At 28.3% G+C, this 18,122-nt stretch carries 19 protein-coding genes and 2 pseudogenes; 16 read left to right on the top strand and 5 right to left on the bottom strand.

All coding sequences use genetic code 4. The annotated features are described in order from the left end of the window. The first annotated feature begins 334 nt into the window (after positions 1-334). Together AACL02_RS00345 and AACL02_RS00350 are read left to right on the top strand one after the other, a co-directional pair. A complete protein-coding gene (locus AACL02_RS00345; RefSeq protein WP_338961647.1) occupies positions 335-667 on the top strand; it encodes a hypothetical protein in 333 nt (110 codons plus the stop codon). 219 nt (positions 668-886) lie between these two features. After that, entirely contained in the window at positions 887-2,506 is a 1,620-nt protein-coding gene (locus tag AACL02_RS00350; RefSeq protein ID WP_339042022.1) for an MATE family efflux transporter, read from the top strand. 150 nt (positions 2,507-2,656) lie between these two features. On the opposite strand, the gene AACL02_RS00355 is transcribed toward AACL02_RS00350, so the two are convergent. Then, complete coding sequence (locus AACL02_RS00355) at positions 2,657-2,971, bottom strand: HU family DNA-binding protein (protein ID WP_339042024.1); 315 nt, start codon at positions 2,969-2,971, stop codon at positions 2,657-2,659. A 221-nt stretch (positions 2,972-3,192) separates the two neighbouring features. Between AACL02_RS00355 and AACL02_RS00360 the strand changes: the two genes are divergently transcribed. The 12 genes and pseudogenes from AACL02_RS00360 to AACL02_RS00415 all read left to right on the top strand — a co-directional run bounded on the left by AACL02_RS00360 (position 3,193) and on the right by AACL02_RS00415 (position 13,124). Beyond that, positions 3,193-3,831: a hypothetical protein gene (locus tag AACL02_RS00360; RefSeq protein WP_339042026.1), complete on the top strand. Its 639-nt coding sequence runs from the start codon at positions 3,193-3,195 to the stop codon at positions 3,829-3,831. Between the two features lie 189 nt (positions 3,832-4,020). Next, positions 4,021-4,440 (top strand): 30S ribosomal protein S12, encoded by a 420-nt coding sequence (rpsL, locus tag AACL02_RS00365; RefSeq protein WP_339042028.1) that lies wholly within the window; start codon positions 4,021-4,023, stop codon positions 4,438-4,440. 14 nt (positions 4,441-4,454) lie between these two features. Next, the gene (gene rpsG / locus AACL02_RS00370; protein WP_174481359.1) at positions 4,455-4,922 is read left to right on the top strand and encodes a 30S ribosomal protein S7; all 468 of its coding nucleotides are present in this window, start codon (positions 4,455-4,457) and stop codon (positions 4,920-4,922) included. Between the two features lie 15 nt (positions 4,923-4,937). Further along, positions 4,938-7,040 carry an elongation factor G gene (gene fusA / locus AACL02_RS00375; protein ID WP_338974412.1) on the top strand — a complete coding sequence of 701 codons (2,103 nt, stop codon included), beginning with the start codon at positions 4,938-4,940 and terminating at the stop codon, positions 7,038-7,040. Positions 7,041-7,143: 103 nt separating this feature from the next. Beyond that, positions 7,144-8,400, top strand: coding sequence for an elongation factor Tu (gene tuf / locus AACL02_RS00380; protein ID WP_339042031.1), 1,257 nt, complete (start codon positions 7,144-7,146; stop codon positions 8,398-8,400). Positions 8,401-8,502: 102 nt separating this feature from the next. Next, complete coding sequence (locus tag AACL02_RS00385) at positions 8,503-9,150, top strand: nitroreductase family protein (protein WP_339042033.1); 648 nt, start codon at positions 8,503-8,505, stop codon at positions 9,148-9,150. 244 nt (positions 9,151-9,394) lie between these two features. Further along, positions 9,395-10,045 carry an NAD(P)-dependent oxidoreductase gene (locus AACL02_RS00390; RefSeq protein ID WP_339042035.1) on the top strand — a complete coding sequence of 217 codons (651 nt, stop codon included), beginning with the start codon at positions 9,395-9,397 and terminating at the stop codon, positions 10,043-10,045. A 27-nt stretch (positions 10,046-10,072) separates the two neighbouring features. Continuing rightward, a complete protein-coding gene (locus AACL02_RS00395) occupies positions 10,073-10,243 on the top strand; it encodes a hypothetical protein (RefSeq protein WP_339042037.1) in 171 nt (56 codons plus the stop codon). Between the two features lie 12 nt (positions 10,244-10,255). Further along, positions 10,256-10,714, top strand: a pseudogene (locus tag AACL02_RS00400) (aldo/keto reductase family protein); the annotation flags it as partial. Between the two features lie 57 nt (positions 10,715-10,771). Further along, entirely contained in the window at positions 10,772-10,948 is a 177-nt protein-coding gene (locus tag AACL02_RS00405; RefSeq protein WP_339042039.1) for a hypothetical protein, read from the top strand. A gap of 23 nt (positions 10,949-10,971) precedes the next feature. Then, complete coding sequence (locus AACL02_RS00410; protein ID WP_339042041.1) at positions 10,972-11,121, top strand: cation-transporting P-type ATPase; 150 nt, start codon at positions 10,972-10,974, stop codon at positions 11,119-11,121. Positions 11,122-11,222: 101 nt separating this feature from the next. Next, the gene (locus tag AACL02_RS00415) at positions 11,223-13,124 is read left to right on the top strand and encodes an HAD-IC family P-type ATPase (RefSeq protein ID WP_339043446.1); all 1,902 of its coding nucleotides are present in this window, start codon (positions 11,223-11,225) and stop codon (positions 13,122-13,124) included. On the opposite strand, the gene AACL02_RS00420 is transcribed toward AACL02_RS00415, so the two are convergent. Then, positions 13,116-14,354 (bottom strand): IS256 family transposase, encoded by a 1,239-nt coding sequence (locus AACL02_RS00420; RefSeq protein ID WP_339043448.1) that lies wholly within the window; start codon positions 14,352-14,354, stop codon positions 13,116-13,118. The two genes, AACL02_RS00415 and AACL02_RS00420, sit on opposite strands and share 9 nt — an antisense overlap. 155 nt (positions 14,355-14,509) lie before the next feature. On the opposite strand from AACL02_RS00420, the gene AACL02_RS00425 reads away from it, so the two are divergent. Further along, positions 14,510-14,863, top strand: coding sequence for a cation transporting ATPase C-terminal domain-containing protein (locus tag AACL02_RS00425; RefSeq protein WP_339042043.1), 354 nt, complete (start codon positions 14,510-14,512; stop codon positions 14,861-14,863). A gap of 53 nt (positions 14,864-14,916) precedes the next feature. Here AACL02_RS00425 and AACL02_RS00430 read toward each other — a convergent pair whose 3' ends face one another. Then, the gene (locus AACL02_RS00430) at positions 14,917-15,672 is read right to left on the bottom strand and encodes an IS1595 family transposase (RefSeq protein WP_339042045.1); all 756 of its coding nucleotides are present in this window, start codon (positions 15,670-15,672) and stop codon (positions 14,917-14,919) included. Positions 15,673-15,756: 84 nt separating this feature from the next. Here AACL02_RS00430 and AACL02_RS00435 point away from each other — a divergent pair, with 84 nt between their 5' ends. Then, positions 15,757-15,924 carry a hypothetical protein gene (locus AACL02_RS00435; protein ID WP_339042047.1) on the top strand — a complete coding sequence of 56 codons (168 nt, stop codon included), beginning with the start codon at positions 15,757-15,759 and terminating at the stop codon, positions 15,922-15,924. Between the two features lie 115 nt (positions 15,925-16,039). On the opposite strand, the gene AACL02_RS00440 is transcribed toward AACL02_RS00435, so the two are convergent. Further along, entirely contained in the window at positions 16,040-16,861 is an 822-nt protein-coding gene (locus tag AACL02_RS00440; RefSeq protein ID WP_281748407.1) for an IS1595 family transposase, read from the bottom strand. A gap of 36 nt (positions 16,862-16,897) precedes the next feature. After that, a pseudogene (locus AACL02_RS00445) lies at positions 16,898-17,949 on the bottom strand (IS3 family transposase); the annotation flags it as partial. Between the last annotated feature and the right edge of the window lie 173 nt (positions 17,950-18,122).

Below are 18,122 nucleotides of genomic sequence, written 5' to 3' on the forward strand. Positions count from 1 at the left end.
TGTTTTCTTTCAAATTTGCTATATATGCAAGACATTGCTGTTCAGTTTGAAAAGCATTGTTGAATTCATTCAGTTTCATTATTCCCTCCACAAGTACATGTGGGGAGAAGTCAGTAAAATAATTATTATCTTTTAATTATTAACGATTTTCCTCATTTTATAATCAACCATCTTTATTTGAAAAAATAAGTTAGCAGTTGGTTTTACTGTTAATTATTTTAGTGATGAAGAAGGAAAAGTAGCAGCAGATGATGAAGAACAGGTTGCTGGTGATATTTGAGTTAAAATTACAGCAGATGTTAATGATCCTTATTGAACAGGAACAACAGCCATTTTGAAAGTAACTTTAACAGATAAGCGTTCTGATTTAAATACAATTAATGATTTATCAGGAATGGATCCAATTATTGTTAATCCTAATTTAACATATCAACAAATTAATAAGAATGTTATTAATACTTCTAATCAATTAAAGAGTGATCCTTTAACTGGTAATTTCACAATTCAATATTTTAGTGATAAATTTGCTAAACATGTAATTAATAACTATTATCAACAAGTTGGTATGGTTTATGTTATTATTACTCCTGATTTTCATACAGGAACTAAGTGAAAAACTAATAAAATACCAATTGTTTTTTCAATTGAAAGTAATGATAGTTTTTAAATAAAAATAAATTAAAGAGATTATTTTTAAATATTTATTTATTATTAGGTTATAATGTAATTATATTTTTTATAAAAATTTATATTTTAATTTTTTTCTTCTAACATTTTTTAAAATACTAAACATGTTTTTTATTTGTGACAGCAATAGATATTTTAGTTATGAGCTTTTATAAAATATAATATTAATTAGATTAATTTTGTTAGAAAGGATAATATTATGGAAAAAGAAAATCTTGCTAAAGTTACTTTCAATAAACGAACAGAAAGAAATTCAATAAACAAGTTGAAAAGACAAGCTATTTTTAGCACGGCAAATCCATGAAAAGCAATCTTTATTATGGTCACACCACCTTTAATTGCTGTAATTATTTTTTCTACTTATCAAATTTTTGATAAATGAATTGCTACACAATGAGGTGGACAAAGTATTATTGATAGTTATAATAATTATCAAAATTCAGGAATAATGATAACTTCTGAACAAGCATTAAAAATTATTAATATTGCTACTACTTATGCTGCTGTTCCTTCTTCAATGATGGTTTCCTTTGCTTTAATGGTTGCTACTGGAACAGGTATTAAGTTTTCAATTGCATATGGTCAAAATAAACGAGAACAAATGTCAGAATATTTAGGAAATGGGTTTCTATTATCTTTTTTAGTTTCTATTGTTCTTATGATCATTATGTATTTTAGTTGTCAGGGTATTATTGAATTTCAAGCTGGAAGTAATGCTGGAAGTAATCCAGTAATTAGGGAAATAATAATTAAAGAAGCAGTTAGATTTTCACAAATTTTAATTCTTGCTACACCATTACTTTTTTTTGCTTATTTTTTAGTTTCATTGTTACGTAGTGAAGGAATGATGTTATGAACAATTTTAATTAATGTTGCAGCTTGTTTAGTAAATATATCTTTAGATTTTATTTTTGTTATTCCTGGTAAATTAGGAATGGAAGGCACTGCATATGCAACTATTATTGCTTGAGCAAGCATTAATTTATTTTCAATAGGTATTATTTGATATAGTGCCGATAATTTAAGATTTAAAGTAGCACACTTAAAACTTAAATGAGTAATAGTAACGGGCATTTTATTAATTGGTGCAACTTCTTTATTACAAAATATTGCCCAAAGTATTTTGGCAATGGTTACTACTAAAATTTTAAATACATTGCCACCTCCAGACTATCATGGTGGAGTAATTACTGGTATTCCGGTTTTTGTTCAATTATATGGTGGTATTATGCCTTGGTTAATTTTAATTAATGCACCTATTATTGGAATTACGCAGGGAGCAAGAGCATTAATTGGCTATGTTTATGGTTCAAAGGACTTTAGTCGTGTTTGACAATTGATGTGACGTTTAACTTTATTACTTTTATTGTTGCTAATTGCTTCAGTATTATTAGTAGTAATAGCGGGGCAATATATGATGCATTTCTTTGGCGTAGATTTAGAAATGGCAAGATTCTTTAAAGTTTATATTATTATGCAGTTTGCTTTTTATCCATTAGCTACACTACATTATGTTGCTGTTATTTTCTATCAATCAATTAATCGTGGTAAATTGTCATTATTTGCTAGTTTACAACGAACAATTATAATGCCAATTATTTGTTTAGGTTTAGGATATTATGTTGCACATGTTTCTCATAATGGTTTTTATTTTTATTTATTTCTTGGCTTTATTGATTTATTTGCTGCTTTTATATTATTACCATTATTAATTTATACATTTTGAAAATCTAAACCATTTATTCATACAACTAAAGATAAAAAAACGCAAATATCTAATTTATCAGAAAAAAAAGTACTTAATAAAAATATATCTTAATATTAATATATGAATAAAATAAAAAATACTCATTTAAAACAGAGTATTTTTTTTAATTATTTAAGATTAAAAAAGGTTGTTAATTTTACAAATTAAAAGGAATGAATATACAATCTATATTTGATTGAAGTCATTCCTAAAATAAAATATTTATTTACCTTCATTAACTCTCTTTTTTAATGCTTTACAAGAATTAAATTTAACTACTCGCTTTCTAGGAATAGCCATCGGTTCTGAATTTTGTGGATTTACTCCCGGTCGAGCTTTGCGGTATTTAATAGTAAAATTTCCAAAGTTACGTAGTGTTACTTTTTCTCCTTTAATTAAAGCAGTAGCAATTTTATCTAAGATAAATTCTAACACTTCTTTGTATTCTTTTTCTGATAATTCTAATTTTTTTTGTACAGCTCGTGCTATCTGACTTTTTTGCATAAAATTTTCAACCCTTTCTTCACCAATTACCATAAGTATGCTATAAAAACATGCCTTAAATGATACTTATTATTATATAACATTTTTTAAAAAAACCTTATTTAATGAAAATTAAAGACTAGTAAAAAAATAAGATTTGAATATATAAATTTATATGTTAATTAATAAGTACAAGGGAAAAAATCTTTACATTCATTTTCTTGTATGTTAAAATTCAAAAAATAAGTAAATAACTATTTCGGAGGTACTAAGATATGCAAATGAAAAATTTATTAAGACTTATGGGTGCATTAGCCCTAACAACAGTAGCTACTACTTCAGTTGTAGCTTGTGGTGATCAAACTGTAGTTAATTTAGATACATTATTAAAAAAGAAAGAATTAGGTCCAATTTCAGTTGTTGATATTACTAAACCAACTGAGAAAGAACTTAAAGAAGCTATTAAAGCAGTTCCAGAAAATAAAAACATTGATTTAAATGGTATTACAGTTAAAGTTAATAATCCTGAAAAAGAGGGAGATCCAATTACTAGTGCAGTAGTTACTCCTGATGGTAAAATTTATAATGGTGATTCAATAACTATTACATTTACATTAGCACATAAAAAGACAGATGTTGAAGTTACAACTGATATTAAAGCAGCTTTAGAAAAAGGTGTTGATGGTAAATCATTAAATGATTCACAAAAACAAAGTGATGCTAAAGATATTATTACAGCAGCAATTAAAAAAGTTACTGATGAAGATAAAGCTAGTGAAGCAACATTTACTTTTGATAAAGAAGATACAGATTTAACTGTAGGAGATAATACAGTTAATATTAAAGTTACACTTGGGCAATCAAAAGATGTTGCAGTTGCTGTTAAATTAACTGGTGTAACAGCACACGAATAAGAAATATAATATTTTATTATAATTAAAATGACACAATTTAAATTGTGTCATTTTTTTCTAATTATTTTTCAAAATTTATTTGACTATTACTATTAAAAACTGGTATTATACTTATTGGACTAAATTTTGATACACTAGGAATTGTGTATATAATTAATTCTTTAAAATCATAAAGGAGGCTAACGATTAATGCCAACAATGAACCAACTATTACGTAAAGGACGTACAGATAAAAAATACAAATCTAAATCACCAGCGTTAAATGTTTCATATAATTCATTAACAAAAACAACTTCTTCAATTAGCAGTCCGCAAAAAAAAGGTGTAGCGATTGTAGTTACTACAAGAACACCAAAAAAACCTAACTCAGCTTTAAGAAAAATTGTTCGTGCTCGTTTAACTAACGGTATGGAAGTTACTGCTTATATTTCTGGAGAAGGTCATAATTTGCAAGAACATGCTATTGTTGGAATCCGTGGTGGAAGAGTTAAAGACTTACCTGGAGTTAGATACCATGTTATTCGTGGGTATTCTGATACTGCCGGAGTAGTAAATCGTAATCAAGGTCGTTCTAAATACGGAACTAAAAAACCAAAAGATAAGAAATAAGGAGGTAAAACTAAATGCGTAAAAATCAAGCTATTAAAAGAGAATTAGTTGCTGATCCAATTTATGATTCAAAAATTGTTACTCAATTAATTAACGCCATTATGATTGATGGTAAAAAAAGTGTAGCTCAAAAAATTGTTTATAATTCTTTTAAAATTGTTGGAGAAAAAACCCAACAAGTACCATTAGAAGTATTTGAAAAGGCAATTGCTAATATTACACCACAATTAGAAATTAAAACTCGAAGAATTGGTGGTGCAAACTATCAAGTTCCTATTGAAGTTAGTGCTACTCGTAAGATAACTTTAGCAATTCGTTGATTAGTTTCTTATTCACAAGCAAGATATGGTAATAGTATGCAAGATAAACTTGCAGCTGAGATTATGGATGCTGCTACTGGTAATGGTTCATCAATTAAAAAACGTGATGAAATTCATCGTATGGCTGAAGCTAATAAAGCCTTTGCTCACTATAAATGATAATAAAGGAGAGAGAAAATGGCAGAAAAATCAGGTCGAGAATATTCACTAGCAAATACTAGAAATATTGGAATTATGGCTCATATTGATGCTGGTAAAACTACAACAACAGAAAGAGTTTTATATCATACTGGTAAAATTCATAAAATTGGTGAGGTACATGAAGGTGCCGCAACTATGGACTGAATGGAACAAGAACAAGAACGTGGTATTACTATTACTTCAGCTGCAACAACTGCTGTTTGAAGAAATAATCGAATAAATATTATTGATACTCCGGGTCACGTTGATTTTACTGTTGAAGTTGAACGCTCATTAAGAGTTTTAGACGGAGCAGTTGCTGTATTAGACGCGCAAACTGGAGTTGAACCACAAACCGAAACTGTTTGAAATCAAGCAACTAGGTATAATGTACCAAGAATTGTTTTTGCAAATAAAATGGATAAAATTGGGGCTGACTTTGCTCATTCAATTCAAACATTAAAAGATCGTCTTGGTGCTAATGCTCATGCAATTCAATGACCAATTGGTGCAGAAGATGCTTTTGATGGAATTATTGATATAATTGAGATGAAAGCATACCATTTTGATGGTAAACCAAATGAGGATTATAAAGAAATTGCAATTCCTGAAGAACTTAAAGATGTTATTGCAAGTAGACGTGAGGAATTATTAGAAGCACTTTCTCACTTTGATGATGATTTCTTTATGAAATATGCTGAAGGAGAAGTAACTGTTGCTGAAATTAAGACAGTAATTCGTAAAGCAACAATTGCTGCTGAGTTTTTCCCAGTATTATGTGGTAGTGCCTTTAAAAATAAAGGTGTTAAATTAATGTTAGATGCAGTTATTGATTACTTGCCTTCACCATTAGATGTACCTGCAATTAAAGGAATATTACCTGTTTCATCAAAAGAAGTAGAACGTCATTCTAGTGATGAAGAACCTTTCTCAGCGTTAGCATTTAAGATCATGACTGACCCTTTTGTTGGAAGATTAACTTTTTTTAGAGTATATTCGGGAACATTAGAATCTGGTAGTTATGTATTAAACTCAACTAAAGAAAAAAAAGAGCGTGTTGGTCGAATTTTACAAATGCATGCCAATAGTCGTGCCGAAATTAAAAAGGTTTATGCTGGTGACATTGCTGCTATTGTTGGTTTAAAAGATACAACTACTGGTGATACATTATGTGATGAAAAACATGAAGTTATTTTAGAAAAAATGGTATTTCCAGAACCAGTTATTTCATTAGCGCTTGAACCTAAAACAAAAGCTGATCAAGAAAAAATGAGTTTAGGTTTACAAAAACTTGCAGAAGAAGATCCAACATTCCGTGTTTCATCAGACAAAGAAACAGGACAGACAATTATTTCAGGAATGGGAGAACTGCATTTAGACATCTTAACTGATCGTTTAAAACGTGAATTTAAAGTAGCAACTAACATTGGAAATCCACAAGTTGCTTATCGTGAAACAATTAAAGCAGTTTGTGAACGCGCTGAGGGTAAATATATTCATCAATCAGGTGGTCGCGGCCAATATGGACATGTTATTATTAAATTTGAACCAAATCCAGATAAAGGATTCGAGTTTGTTGATAAAATTGTTGGTGGTAAAGTGCCACGTGAATACATTAAACCAGTACAAGAAGGATTAATTGAATCATTAGCTAATGGTTTAATTGCAGGATATCCAGTTATTGACGTTAAAGCAACATTATATGATGGTTCATTCCACCCTGTTGACTCTTCAGAACGTGCCTTTAATATTGCAGCTTCTAAATCTTTACAAGATAATAAAGATTTATTAAAACCAGTATTATTAGAACCAATTATGAATGTTGAAGTTATTATTCCAGATGAATATTATGGTTCTATTGTTGGTAAAATTTCTGGTAAAAGAGGTACTATAGAAGCAGATGAAATGCGTGGTAATAGTAAAGTTGTTAAAGCTAAAGTGCCTTTATCTGAAATGTTTGGTTATGCTACTGAATTACGTTCAATGACCCAAGGACGCGGAACATATACAATGTCTTTTTCACACTATGAAGAAGCACCAAAATCAGTTGCTGAAGCAGTTGCTGGTAAATATCAAAAAGGAAGAATTACTAAAAAATAAAATAATTTAATTGAAAGTATAATAACTTTACTTTAAAATTATCTTAGTGTTTAATTTAATTAAATAAAAATAAGTATTAATTATTTCCAAGGAGGAAACAAAAATGGCAGAAAAAGAAGTAAAAAAATCAAAGCCTGTATCAACAGGCCCAAAACAAAAATTTGAACGTACAAAACCGCACGTTAATGTTGGAACAATTGGTCACGTTGATCACGGAAAAACAACATTAACTGCTGCAATTACTAGTTATTGTTCAAAACATGAAGCAGATGGATATAAAGGTATGTTTAAGGACTATGCTTCTATCGATGCTGCTCCAGAAGAAAAAGCACGTGGTATTACTATTAATACAGCTCACGTTGAATATGAAACACCAACTCGTCACTATGCACACGTTGACTGTCCAGGTCACGCTGACTACATTAAAAATATGATTACAGGTGCAGCTCAAATGGATGGTTCAGTGTTAGTTGTTTCTGCAACTGATGGTCCAATGCCACAAACACGTGAACACATTCTATTGGCACGTCAAGTTGGAGTTAAAAAAATTGTTGTATTCTTAAATAAGTGTGATATGGAAAGTGTAGACGATGACGTATTAGAACTTGTTGAAATGGAAATTCGTGAATTACTAACTAAGTATGAATTTGAAGGTGATGATACACCAATTATTCGTGGTTCTGCAAGAGGAGCATTAGATGGTAAAAAAGAATGAGAAGCAAAAATTAAAGAATTATTAACAGCAATGGATGAATGAATCCCAACACCAAAAAGAGAAGTTGATAAACCAGTATTATTAGCTGTTGAAGATGTTTTCACTATTACTGGACGTGGAACAGTAGCTACTGGAAGAATTGAACGTGGAACTTTAAAAGTTAATGATGAAATTGATATTATTGGTATTAACAAAGGTCTTAGAAAAGTTGTTGTTACTGGTATTGAAATGTTCAGAAAATTATTAGATGAAGCACAAGCTGGTGATAACGTTGGAGTATTATTACGTGGAGTTAAACGTGAAGATATTCAACGTGGACAAGTTATTGCTAAACCAGGATCAGTTACTCCACATACTAAATTTAAAGGTGAAGTTTATATTCTAACTAAAGAAGAAGGTGGACGTCATACTTCATTTAATCCGGGATATCGACCACAATTTTATTTCCGTACAACTGATGTTACAGGAAGTATGGGAAACTTTATTAATAAAGGTGAAAAATCGGAATTAATTATGCCAGGTGATAACGTTACTATTACTGTTGAATTAATTCACCCAGTTGCCCTTGAGAAAGGTACTCAATTCTCAATCCGTGAAGGCGGAAGAACTGTTGGAGCCGGACAAGTTACTGAGGTTATTGAATAATCACATTAAATCAAAAATCTTTATTCTCAAAAGAGAATAAAGATTTTTGATTAAAAATATTTTAGTAGTAAAATTAATTTATAGAAAAGAGATGACAAATCAATGCCTTATGTTAAAGAACTGGAAAGTCTAATTTTAAATCGTAAATCAATTCGTAATTATGATCCTAGTAAAGTTATTAGTGATAGTAAAATTAACGATATTCTTAACTATGTGCGTCATACCCCATCTTCATATGGTTTAGAACCATGAAAAATTTTAGTTATTAGTAATTCTAAAATTAAAGCACAATTGCAACCAATCATAAATAATCAACAACAAGTTAGTACTTGTTCACATTTATTTATTTTATTAAGTTATAGTGGTGAAAATTTCAATACTAGTAATCAATGATTTGTTGATACTGTTATGAAAAGACGTAATTTAACAAAACCACAATACGAAATTTATAAATCAACATTTAATAATTTCTTTGATCATGACAAAAAAACACAAATAAATCATTGGGCACAATGTCAAACTTTTATTTTATTACAAAACCTTTTATTATTATTAACTGCTCATCAAATTGATAATGTTGTATTAGGTGGTTTTAATGAACAACAATTATTAACTTACTTAGAATCAAATAAGATTATTAAACCTAATAAGTATCATGTTACAATTTTAGTGTCTGCTGGTTATGGTTATCCATCAAAAACTAAAATTATTAAAAATGAAGTTAGTGAAATCAGTACGCTTATCAAATAAATGTAGGCTTTTCTCCCTTTATGTACTATTTTAATTTTATCACATAAATGCTGAGAAAAGCCTTAAATTATTATATATAATTGTAAAATTATAAGTAAAAGTAGCAATATTATAAATTAAAATCATAATTTTATGATTTACTAACACCCAAACTAATACCTAATATAAGGTGTACTTATGTTATAATTACTATAGTATATTGTTGACTCTTCGTTAAAATTAAGTTTGAAAAGGAGTACTAACTATGAAAATTGGAATTATTGGAGCATCAGGAAAATCAGGACTTGCCTTAACTAAAGAAGCTTTAAAACAGGGATATCAAGTTGTTGCCATTACTAGAAATCCTATTAAAATGCCAATTCTTAATAATGATAATCGATTGACCATTAAAAAAGCTGATCTTACTAATAAAAGTAGTATTAAAGCGGTTGTTAATGATGTTGATATTTTAATTAGTGATTACGGCCCTACTATTGATAATCCCCAAAATATTCATCAGCAAGTTGCTAAAAACTTAATTACTATCATGCATGAATGTCAAAATATTAAAAGGTTATTAATTGTTGGTGGTGCTGGTAGTTTGCTAAATGATAAGAATGAAATATTAGTAGAAACAATTGCATTTCCTGAAGCATGAAAAGAGCATGCACAACAACAAGTTCAAGCATTAGATACTTATCGTAGCAGTGACATTAATTGAACATATTTTAGCCCTTCTTTATACTATGACCCAGAATTACCAACTTTAGGCAAATTTAAAATTGGTAACAATCACTTAATTGTTAATAAAGAAGGAAAAAGTGAAATTAGTTATGGTGATGCTGCAATTGCTATTATTAATGAGATTAAAGAACAAAAATTTATTAAAAAACGTTTTACAGCGGGTTATAATTAATATTTTGTTTGAAAGGATATTAGACAAATGTTAAAACTTACAAAAGAACAAATTTTACAAAAAACGATAACTTTAAATAATGGTGTCAAAATTCCTCAATTTGGATTAGGTACATATTTAATGGTTGATAGTAAATCTATTTATAATTCAGTAATTTGTGCTTTGCAAAATGGTTATCGTCATATTGATACTGCATAATATTATAAAAACGAGGAGATAATTGGTAATGCAATTAAAGATTTTTTAGCAGAAAATCCAGAAGTTAAAAGGGAAGATTTATTTATTACTTCTAAAATTTGAAATGACAATCATGAATATGAACTTACTAAAGATGCTTTGCGTCGTATCCTGAATCGTTTAAAACTAGATTATTTAGATTTATGTTTAATTCATTGACCAACTAAACAAAGTTTTGAATGTTGAAGAGCCTTAGAAGAATTTTATGAATATGGTAAAGTTAGGGCAATTGGTGTTTCAAATTTTAATAGTTCACAATTGAAAGATTTTTTAAAAAAAATAAAAATAAAACCAGCAATTAATCAAATTGAAACACATCCTGGTTTTAATCAAAAAAACACAATAGATTTTTGTTACGAGAATAATATTGCTGTTACTTCATGAAGAACAATGCTAGGTGGTAGAGCATATGAAATACCATTATTACAATAATTAGCAAATAAATACAAGGTTACTACTAGTCACATTGCTTTAAGATGAGCTTGACAATTGGGTCAAGTAGTTATTCCTAAATCAACTAATCCAGAGCGAATTATTAGTAATCCCGATATTGCGGTTTTTCAACTAACAGAAGAAGAGATGTTAAAAATCCAAAAATTACCACAAACTGCTTTAGGGCCACAATCTAATGATAAAAAATTTTGAAAAGGAATTATGATGGATTAAATTAAAAAGGGGGTTAAATAATTGTGATTTGAAATGATTCAACTAAGGAATTAGCAAAAAAATTAAATACTAATTTTTTTACAGGTTTAACTGAAGAAGCCGCAGCTCAATTGCTAATAGAAACAGGACCTAATCAATTACCAGTTACGAAAAAAAACCAATTTGAAAAATAGTTTTAGCACATTTTATTGAACCATTTGTTTTAGTATTAATTGCATTAGCAATTATTGCTACTGTTATTGGTCAATGACAAGAAGCATTAGTTGTTTTTTTAATTGTAATTGTTGATGCTACTTTGGCTACTTATCAAGAAGTAAAAGCTGCAGCTTCTTTGGACTCTTTAAAGAAATTAGTTTCTTCACAAGCAGTAGTAATTCGTAATGGTAATAAATACGATATTGATGCTAAAGATTTAGTGGTAGGTGATTTGGTTTATTTAGATGCGGGAATGTTTGTACCTGCTGATCTGCGTATTATTCAGTCTTATAATTTACGTACTAATGAATCACTTTTAACTGGTGAATCAACCTTAATTAGTAAAACTCCTGAAACATTAACTGAAGAAAAATTATCAATTGGTGAAAGAACTAATCTTGCTTTTATGTCTACTTCTATTGCGACAGGTAGTGGTCTTGGTTTAGTTTATGCAACAGCAAAAACTTCTGAAATTGGAAAAATAACTAAGTTATTACAAGAAGAAAAAGAACCTAAATCACCATTAACGCGACAAATGTCTTTTTTAATTAGAATAATTTCGGTTTTTGCTTTATTATTAGGTTTAGCTATGTTTTTATTACAATTTTTCTTAATTAAAGTACCTGCTATTAATGCTTTAATTTTTGGAATTGCTTTAACAATAGCAGTAATACCTGAAGGTTTGCAAGTTATTGTTACCGTTTCATTATCACTGGGAAGTTCAAGAATGGCAAAAAAACATGCTATTGTTAAACATTTACCTGCTGTTGAAACATTAGGTCAAGTTGATATTATTTGTTCTGATAAAACCGGAACTTTAACACAAAATAAAATGACTGTTAAAAAATATTATTTAACAAAATCAGTTAATGATAGTAATGACTTTAAAAAGAAAACTAAGCAAGAACAATTATTTTTAGATTGTTTAGTATTATGTAATAATAGTGAAGTTAGTAAAAATAAAACTATTGGTGATCCAACGGAAGCAGCACTTATTAATTGATCAGAAACATTAAAGTTTCCAACAAAGGCACTTAGTGATAAACATACTCGAGTTCATGAAATACCTTTTGATTCCAATCGTAAATTAATGTCAACAATTAATGAATACGATAAAGAAACTTATGTTTTTGTTAAAGGTGCGTTTGATAATATGATTAATATTTGTACTCATGCGCTTATTAATAACGAAAGGGTAGTATTAACTGCACAAATTAAAAAAGAAATAATTGCAAGTATGGAAGAAATGTCAAATTCAGCATTACGTGTTTTGGGAGCAAGTTATAAAACTGTTAATAATACGAAAGATTATAGTAATATTAGTGAAATTGAAAGTAATTTAACTTTTTTAGGATTAGTTGGAATGATTGATCCACCAAGAAACGAAGTTAAAGATTCTTTAGTTAAAACTAAAAAAGCAGGTATTGATACAATTATGATTACTGGTGATCATTTAAATACTGCTGTTGCTATTGGTCAAGAATTAGGTTTGATTGAAAATAAAACACAAGCACTTAGTGGTAATAAGATTGATGATATTCCAGAAGAATCATTTAATGCTAATATTAATCAATATCGAGTTTTTGCTCGTGTTTCTCCTGAACATAAAGTTAAGATTGTTAAAGCATTGCAGAGTCATAATAAGGTTGTTTCGATGACTGGTGATGGTGTTAATGATGCTCCTAGTTTAAAAGCGGCAGATATTGGAGTAGCGATGGGTATTACGGGAACTGATGTTGCTAAAGAATCTTCACAAATAGTATTAACTGATGATAATTTTGCTACTATTGTTGATGCTATTGAAGAAGGACGCAATATTTACAGTAAAATTAAAAGAATTGTTATTTTTATTTTAATTACTAATATGGCCCAAGTATTTTCAATTGTTATTGGTGCTATTTTTGGATGAAATGAATTATTGCAACCAATTCGAGGCTTTTTAATAATCTGTGTATCTTTGTTTTATAAAGTACTAGTTTAGATTAATTCTATCTTCAAATTTTATCATAAAATGAGCAATTGCTGTATTTCAATTTTGAATAGGCAATGTTCATTTTTTTGTTATATTTTCAATTGCCAAGTAAAATATTTTGAAAACTGCCATATCATTAGGAAAAACTTTTTTATTTCTGATGATTTTTCGTAATTGACTATTAACAGATTCAATAGCATTTGTAGTATAAATCACTCTTTTGATTTCTACTGGATAACTAATAAAAACCATTAAATTATCTCAATTTTTATATCAAGATTTAGTAATTTGAGGATATTGTTTATTTCATTTACTTTCAAACGATTCTAAAGCTTGCATTGCTTGTTCTTCACTACATGCACTATAAATTGGTTTTAAATCTGCAACTAGACCTTTTCGATGTTTGTATGAAACATATTTTAAACTATTTCTAATTTGATGAACAATGCATAATTGATGTTCTGTTTTAGGATAAACTGATTGTATTGCTTCTGACATGCCTGTTAAATTATCACTACAAGCAATAAGAATATCATTTAAGCCACGATTTTTCATTTCTGTGAAATTAGATAATCAAAACTTAGAACCTTCATTTTCACTAATTCATAATCCTAAAACATCTTTTTTGCCTTCTAAATCAACTCCTAATGCTATATAAACTGATTTGTTAATAATCCGTTTATCTTGTCGTACTTTAACTACTATACAATCAAAATAAACAATAGGATAAATACTTTCTAATGGTCGATTTTGTCATGCTTTAACATCATCAATAACATCATCAGTAATTTGACTAATAACACTTTCACTAATATCAGCACCATGATATAACTCTTGCAACTGCATTCTAATGTCAGATAATGTCATTCCTTTTGCATACAAGGAAAGAACTTGTTGATCAAAACCATCAAATCTTATTTGCCTTTTAGGAACTATTACAGGAGTAAAATTACTATTGCGATCTCTTGGTACATCAATTTCAATTTTACCTTGTTGAGTTATTAATTTTTTTGAACTTTTACCATTACGAGCATTTTCAGTAGTACTATGTTGATTTTTTTCATATCCTAAATAATTTTGCATTTCAGAATTCAACATTTTTTCAACTAATCTTTTTGTTAATTCTTTATATAAACCGCCAGGTTTAAAAACTGTTGTTAAATCTTCAGTATTTTCTAGTAATAAATCTACTGCTTTTGATATTGGATGATTATTATTAAAGTTATCTTTTTTAGCCATCTGTAACTCACTCTTTCTAGTCATTTAATTATATTTACTAGAATTAATTAAACATAGTTATTTTTGTAAGTTACACAGATTACTAAACATTTCCACCAATTCAAATTTTATGAATTAATTTAATTGTTGAATCTGTTATTGCAATTCCAATGTCAATGGGACCTAATAACCTTGATTTAATGCTTAGAAAACCAACGAAACGGAATGATAGAATTCTTACTGGTAGTTGAGGATTTATTGGTATTGTTAGTATAATATTAAGTACCTTATTACTATTAGCTTTTCATTTTTTACCTCAAATTTTACGTGAAAATAATAGTGAAGGTTTTGTTTTTGTTTTTGTTATAATGACTAATGCTCCTGTTTTTTATGCATTTTCTTTTGTTTCAGGTGCTAATACAAGTATTTTTAATAAGATTACTTGAAAAAATAAATATATTTGAGTTGCGGCGATTAGTGCTTTTGCTATTAATACTTTTAGGCTTTTCTCCCTTTATGTACTATTTTAATTTTATCACATAAATGCTGAGAAAAGCCTATCTACGGACTTCTCCCCACATTTTTAAATCAAACATAGAATTACAGTTTCAAAACTAGGTATCTTGTTGAATTTATATGCAGCTTCTTTAGCATATAAATGAACATGATGTTTTGCAACTTTGATATGTGTTTTAAATGTTCTTCTTATATGTTTTCAAAATGATTCAATTTGGTTGGTATTTACACCAATTTTTGAAACATAGCCATCTTGATGGTTAACTGTTTCATGCTTAGTGAAAACTGATTTAAAATCGCAATATCCTTTTCAAGAATCAGTATATACAAGACATTTTGAAGAAATGTGGTTTTTTGCAAACTGCAAAAGATTTTTACTCTTTGCGTTTTTCAATACTTTCACAATTAAATTATTGGTTGTTTTTTGATAAATGCCAACAATCAAGGTTTTATTCACCAAGGATCTTCCTTGTTTTTTAAAACCCATATGTGAAAGATACATTTCATCAATTTGCACTGTACCTTCAACAATAAATTGAGGTTTTTGTTTTGCAATACGTGTTCTGATTTTATGAGTCATTCTTCAATCAGTTTTCAAAGTCACTCCCAATTCTTTTGCAATATCTGTTGATGGAATTCCATGTTTGGTGTTTATTCATCTAAAGATAAGATAAAACCAAGATGTTAAAGATGTTTGTGACCTTGAAAATATGGTGCCTGTGAGAATGCTAAATGTTTGATTACATTTTAAACATCTCATTCTTTTTAAATCAGAAGTATTCAAATTAAAATTAAAACACCTAATACATTTGTTTTCTTTCAAATTTGCTATATATGCAAGACATTGCTGTTCAGTTTGAAAAGCATTGTTGAATTAATTCAGTTTCATTATTCCCTCCACAAGTACATGTGGGGAGAAGTCCGTACTTTTATTATTTTTACACCTGTTGTTAGCAATGCTTTTGGTATTGGTGCTGGTTTTCGGGCAGTTGATTGATTACTTTGTATTGCTTTATCAACAATACCAATGTGATTATTAAAAGTGTATAAAGGATGGAATGGCAACCCTTTTTAGGACTATTTTTTGGTAGACATTTGTTTTTGATAAGGCTTTTCTCCCTTTATGTACTATTTTAATTTTATCACATAAATGCTGAGAAAAGCCTATCTACGGACTTCTCCCCACATTTTTAAATCAAACATAGAATTACAGTTTCAAAACTAGGTATCTTGTTGAATTTATATGCAGCTTCTTTAGCATATAAATGAACATGATGTTTTGCAACTTTGATATGTGTTTTAAATGTTCTTCTTATATGTTTTCAAACTGATTCAATTTGGTTGGTATTTACACCAATTTTTGAAACATAGCCATCTTGATGGTTAACTGTTTCATGCTTAGTGAAAACTGATTTAAAATCGCAATATCCTTTTCAAGAATCAGTATATACAAGACATTTTGAAGAAATGTGGTTTTTTGCAAACTGCAAAAGATTTTTACTCTTTGCGTTTTTCAATACTTTCACAATTAAATTATTGGTTGTTTTTTGATAAATGCCAACAATCAAGGTTTTATTCACCAAGGATCTTCCTTGTTTTTTAAAACCCATATGTGAAAGATACATTTCATCAATTTGCACTGTACCTTCAACAATAAATTGAGGTTTTTGTTTTGCAATACGTGTTCTGATTTTATGAGTCATTCTTCAAGCAGTTTTCAAAGTCACTCCCAATTCTTTTGCAATATCTGTTGATGGAATTCCATGTTTGGTGTTTATTCATCTAAAGATAAGATAAAACCAAGATGTTAAAGATGTTTGTGACCTTGAAAATATGGTGCCTGTGAGAATGCTAAATGTTTGATTACATTTTAAACATCTCATTCTTTTTAAATCAGAAGTATTCAAATTAAAACTAAAACACCTAATACATTTGTTTTCTTTCAAATTTGCTATATATGCAAGACATTGCTGTTCAGTTTGAAAAGCATTGTTGAATTCATTCAGTTTCATTATTCCCTCCACAAGTACATGTGGGGAGAAGTCCGTTTGATAATTAACTGGAGTTAAGTAGTTTAAAGTGCCGTGAATTCTTATGTTGTTATATCAATTGATGTAATCAAATAATTCTAATTTTAATTGGATTAATGATGTAAAATTTTTATCATTAATAAATTCGGTTTTGAAAGTTTTAAAGGTTGCTTCAGCAACAGCGTTATCATAAGGACAACCTTTTTTGCTTAAAGAGCGATTAATATTGAATGCTAGTAAAAGTTTATCAATAATTTTATTATTAAATTCATTACCGCGATCACTATGAAATATTTGAATATCTTTTAAACAGCGATTTGAGTGCATAAATGCTTGATATACTAATGATGCATCTTTTTTAGTACCTACACTATGTCCAATTATTTCGCGGTTAAATAGGTCAATTAATAAACAAATATAGTTTCACTTACCATTTACTTGAACATAAGTTAAATCACTAACAATAACTTCATTTTTAACTCTATTATTAAAGTTTCTATTAACAAGATTGGTTATTTGACTATCATTGACTTTATTATGATAATTTTTGAATGATAATTTAGTGTATTTTGATATTAAATTATGTTTATTCATAATTTCTTTAATTTTTCGTCTTGATAAATAAATTTCTTGGTTTTCTAGAATGACTTTTAATCTTCTAGTACCATAAACTTCTTTATTTTTTTTAAAAGCACTAATAACAGCTTGTTCATAAATATTATTTTGAATTTTATTTTTTTTCTTTAAATTAAAATAATATGTTGATTTAGAGAGTTTTAAAAAATGACACATTGTGCGAATTTTATATTTAGATTTATTATTTGCAATAATCTCTACTTTCTGCCTATTATTAGTGCTGCTTGCTTTAAAATATCATTTTCCATTCTTAATTTTTTTAATTCTTTTCTTAATTTAATTAATTCATTTTCTTCAACAGAACGATTATCTTTAGTTTTAAAACTACCTGAATTAGTAAATTGCTTAATTCAATTGTAAGTAGCTGCTCTTGTAACATTATATTCTTTAGCAAGGCAAGATACTGATTTGCCACTTTGATATAAAGCTACTATTTTTTTTTAAATTCATCGGTATATGAGTTAATATTGGCCATAATTATAGTTCCTTTCTTTGTTCACTTGTCTATGTAATTAGTGTCCAATAAAGTGTAACCCATCCAGGAATTAGACTTTTAGTTAATAAATTAATTAAAAAAGAACAAAATAAAGTAAAAGTTAAATAATAT

It is taken from the genome of Spiroplasma endosymbiont of Apeira syringaria (assembly GCF_964020205.1).
Taxonomy (GTDB): domain Bacteria; phylum Bacillota_I; class Bacilli_A; order Mycoplasmatales; family VBWQ01; genus Spiroplasma_E; species Spiroplasma_E ixodetis_A.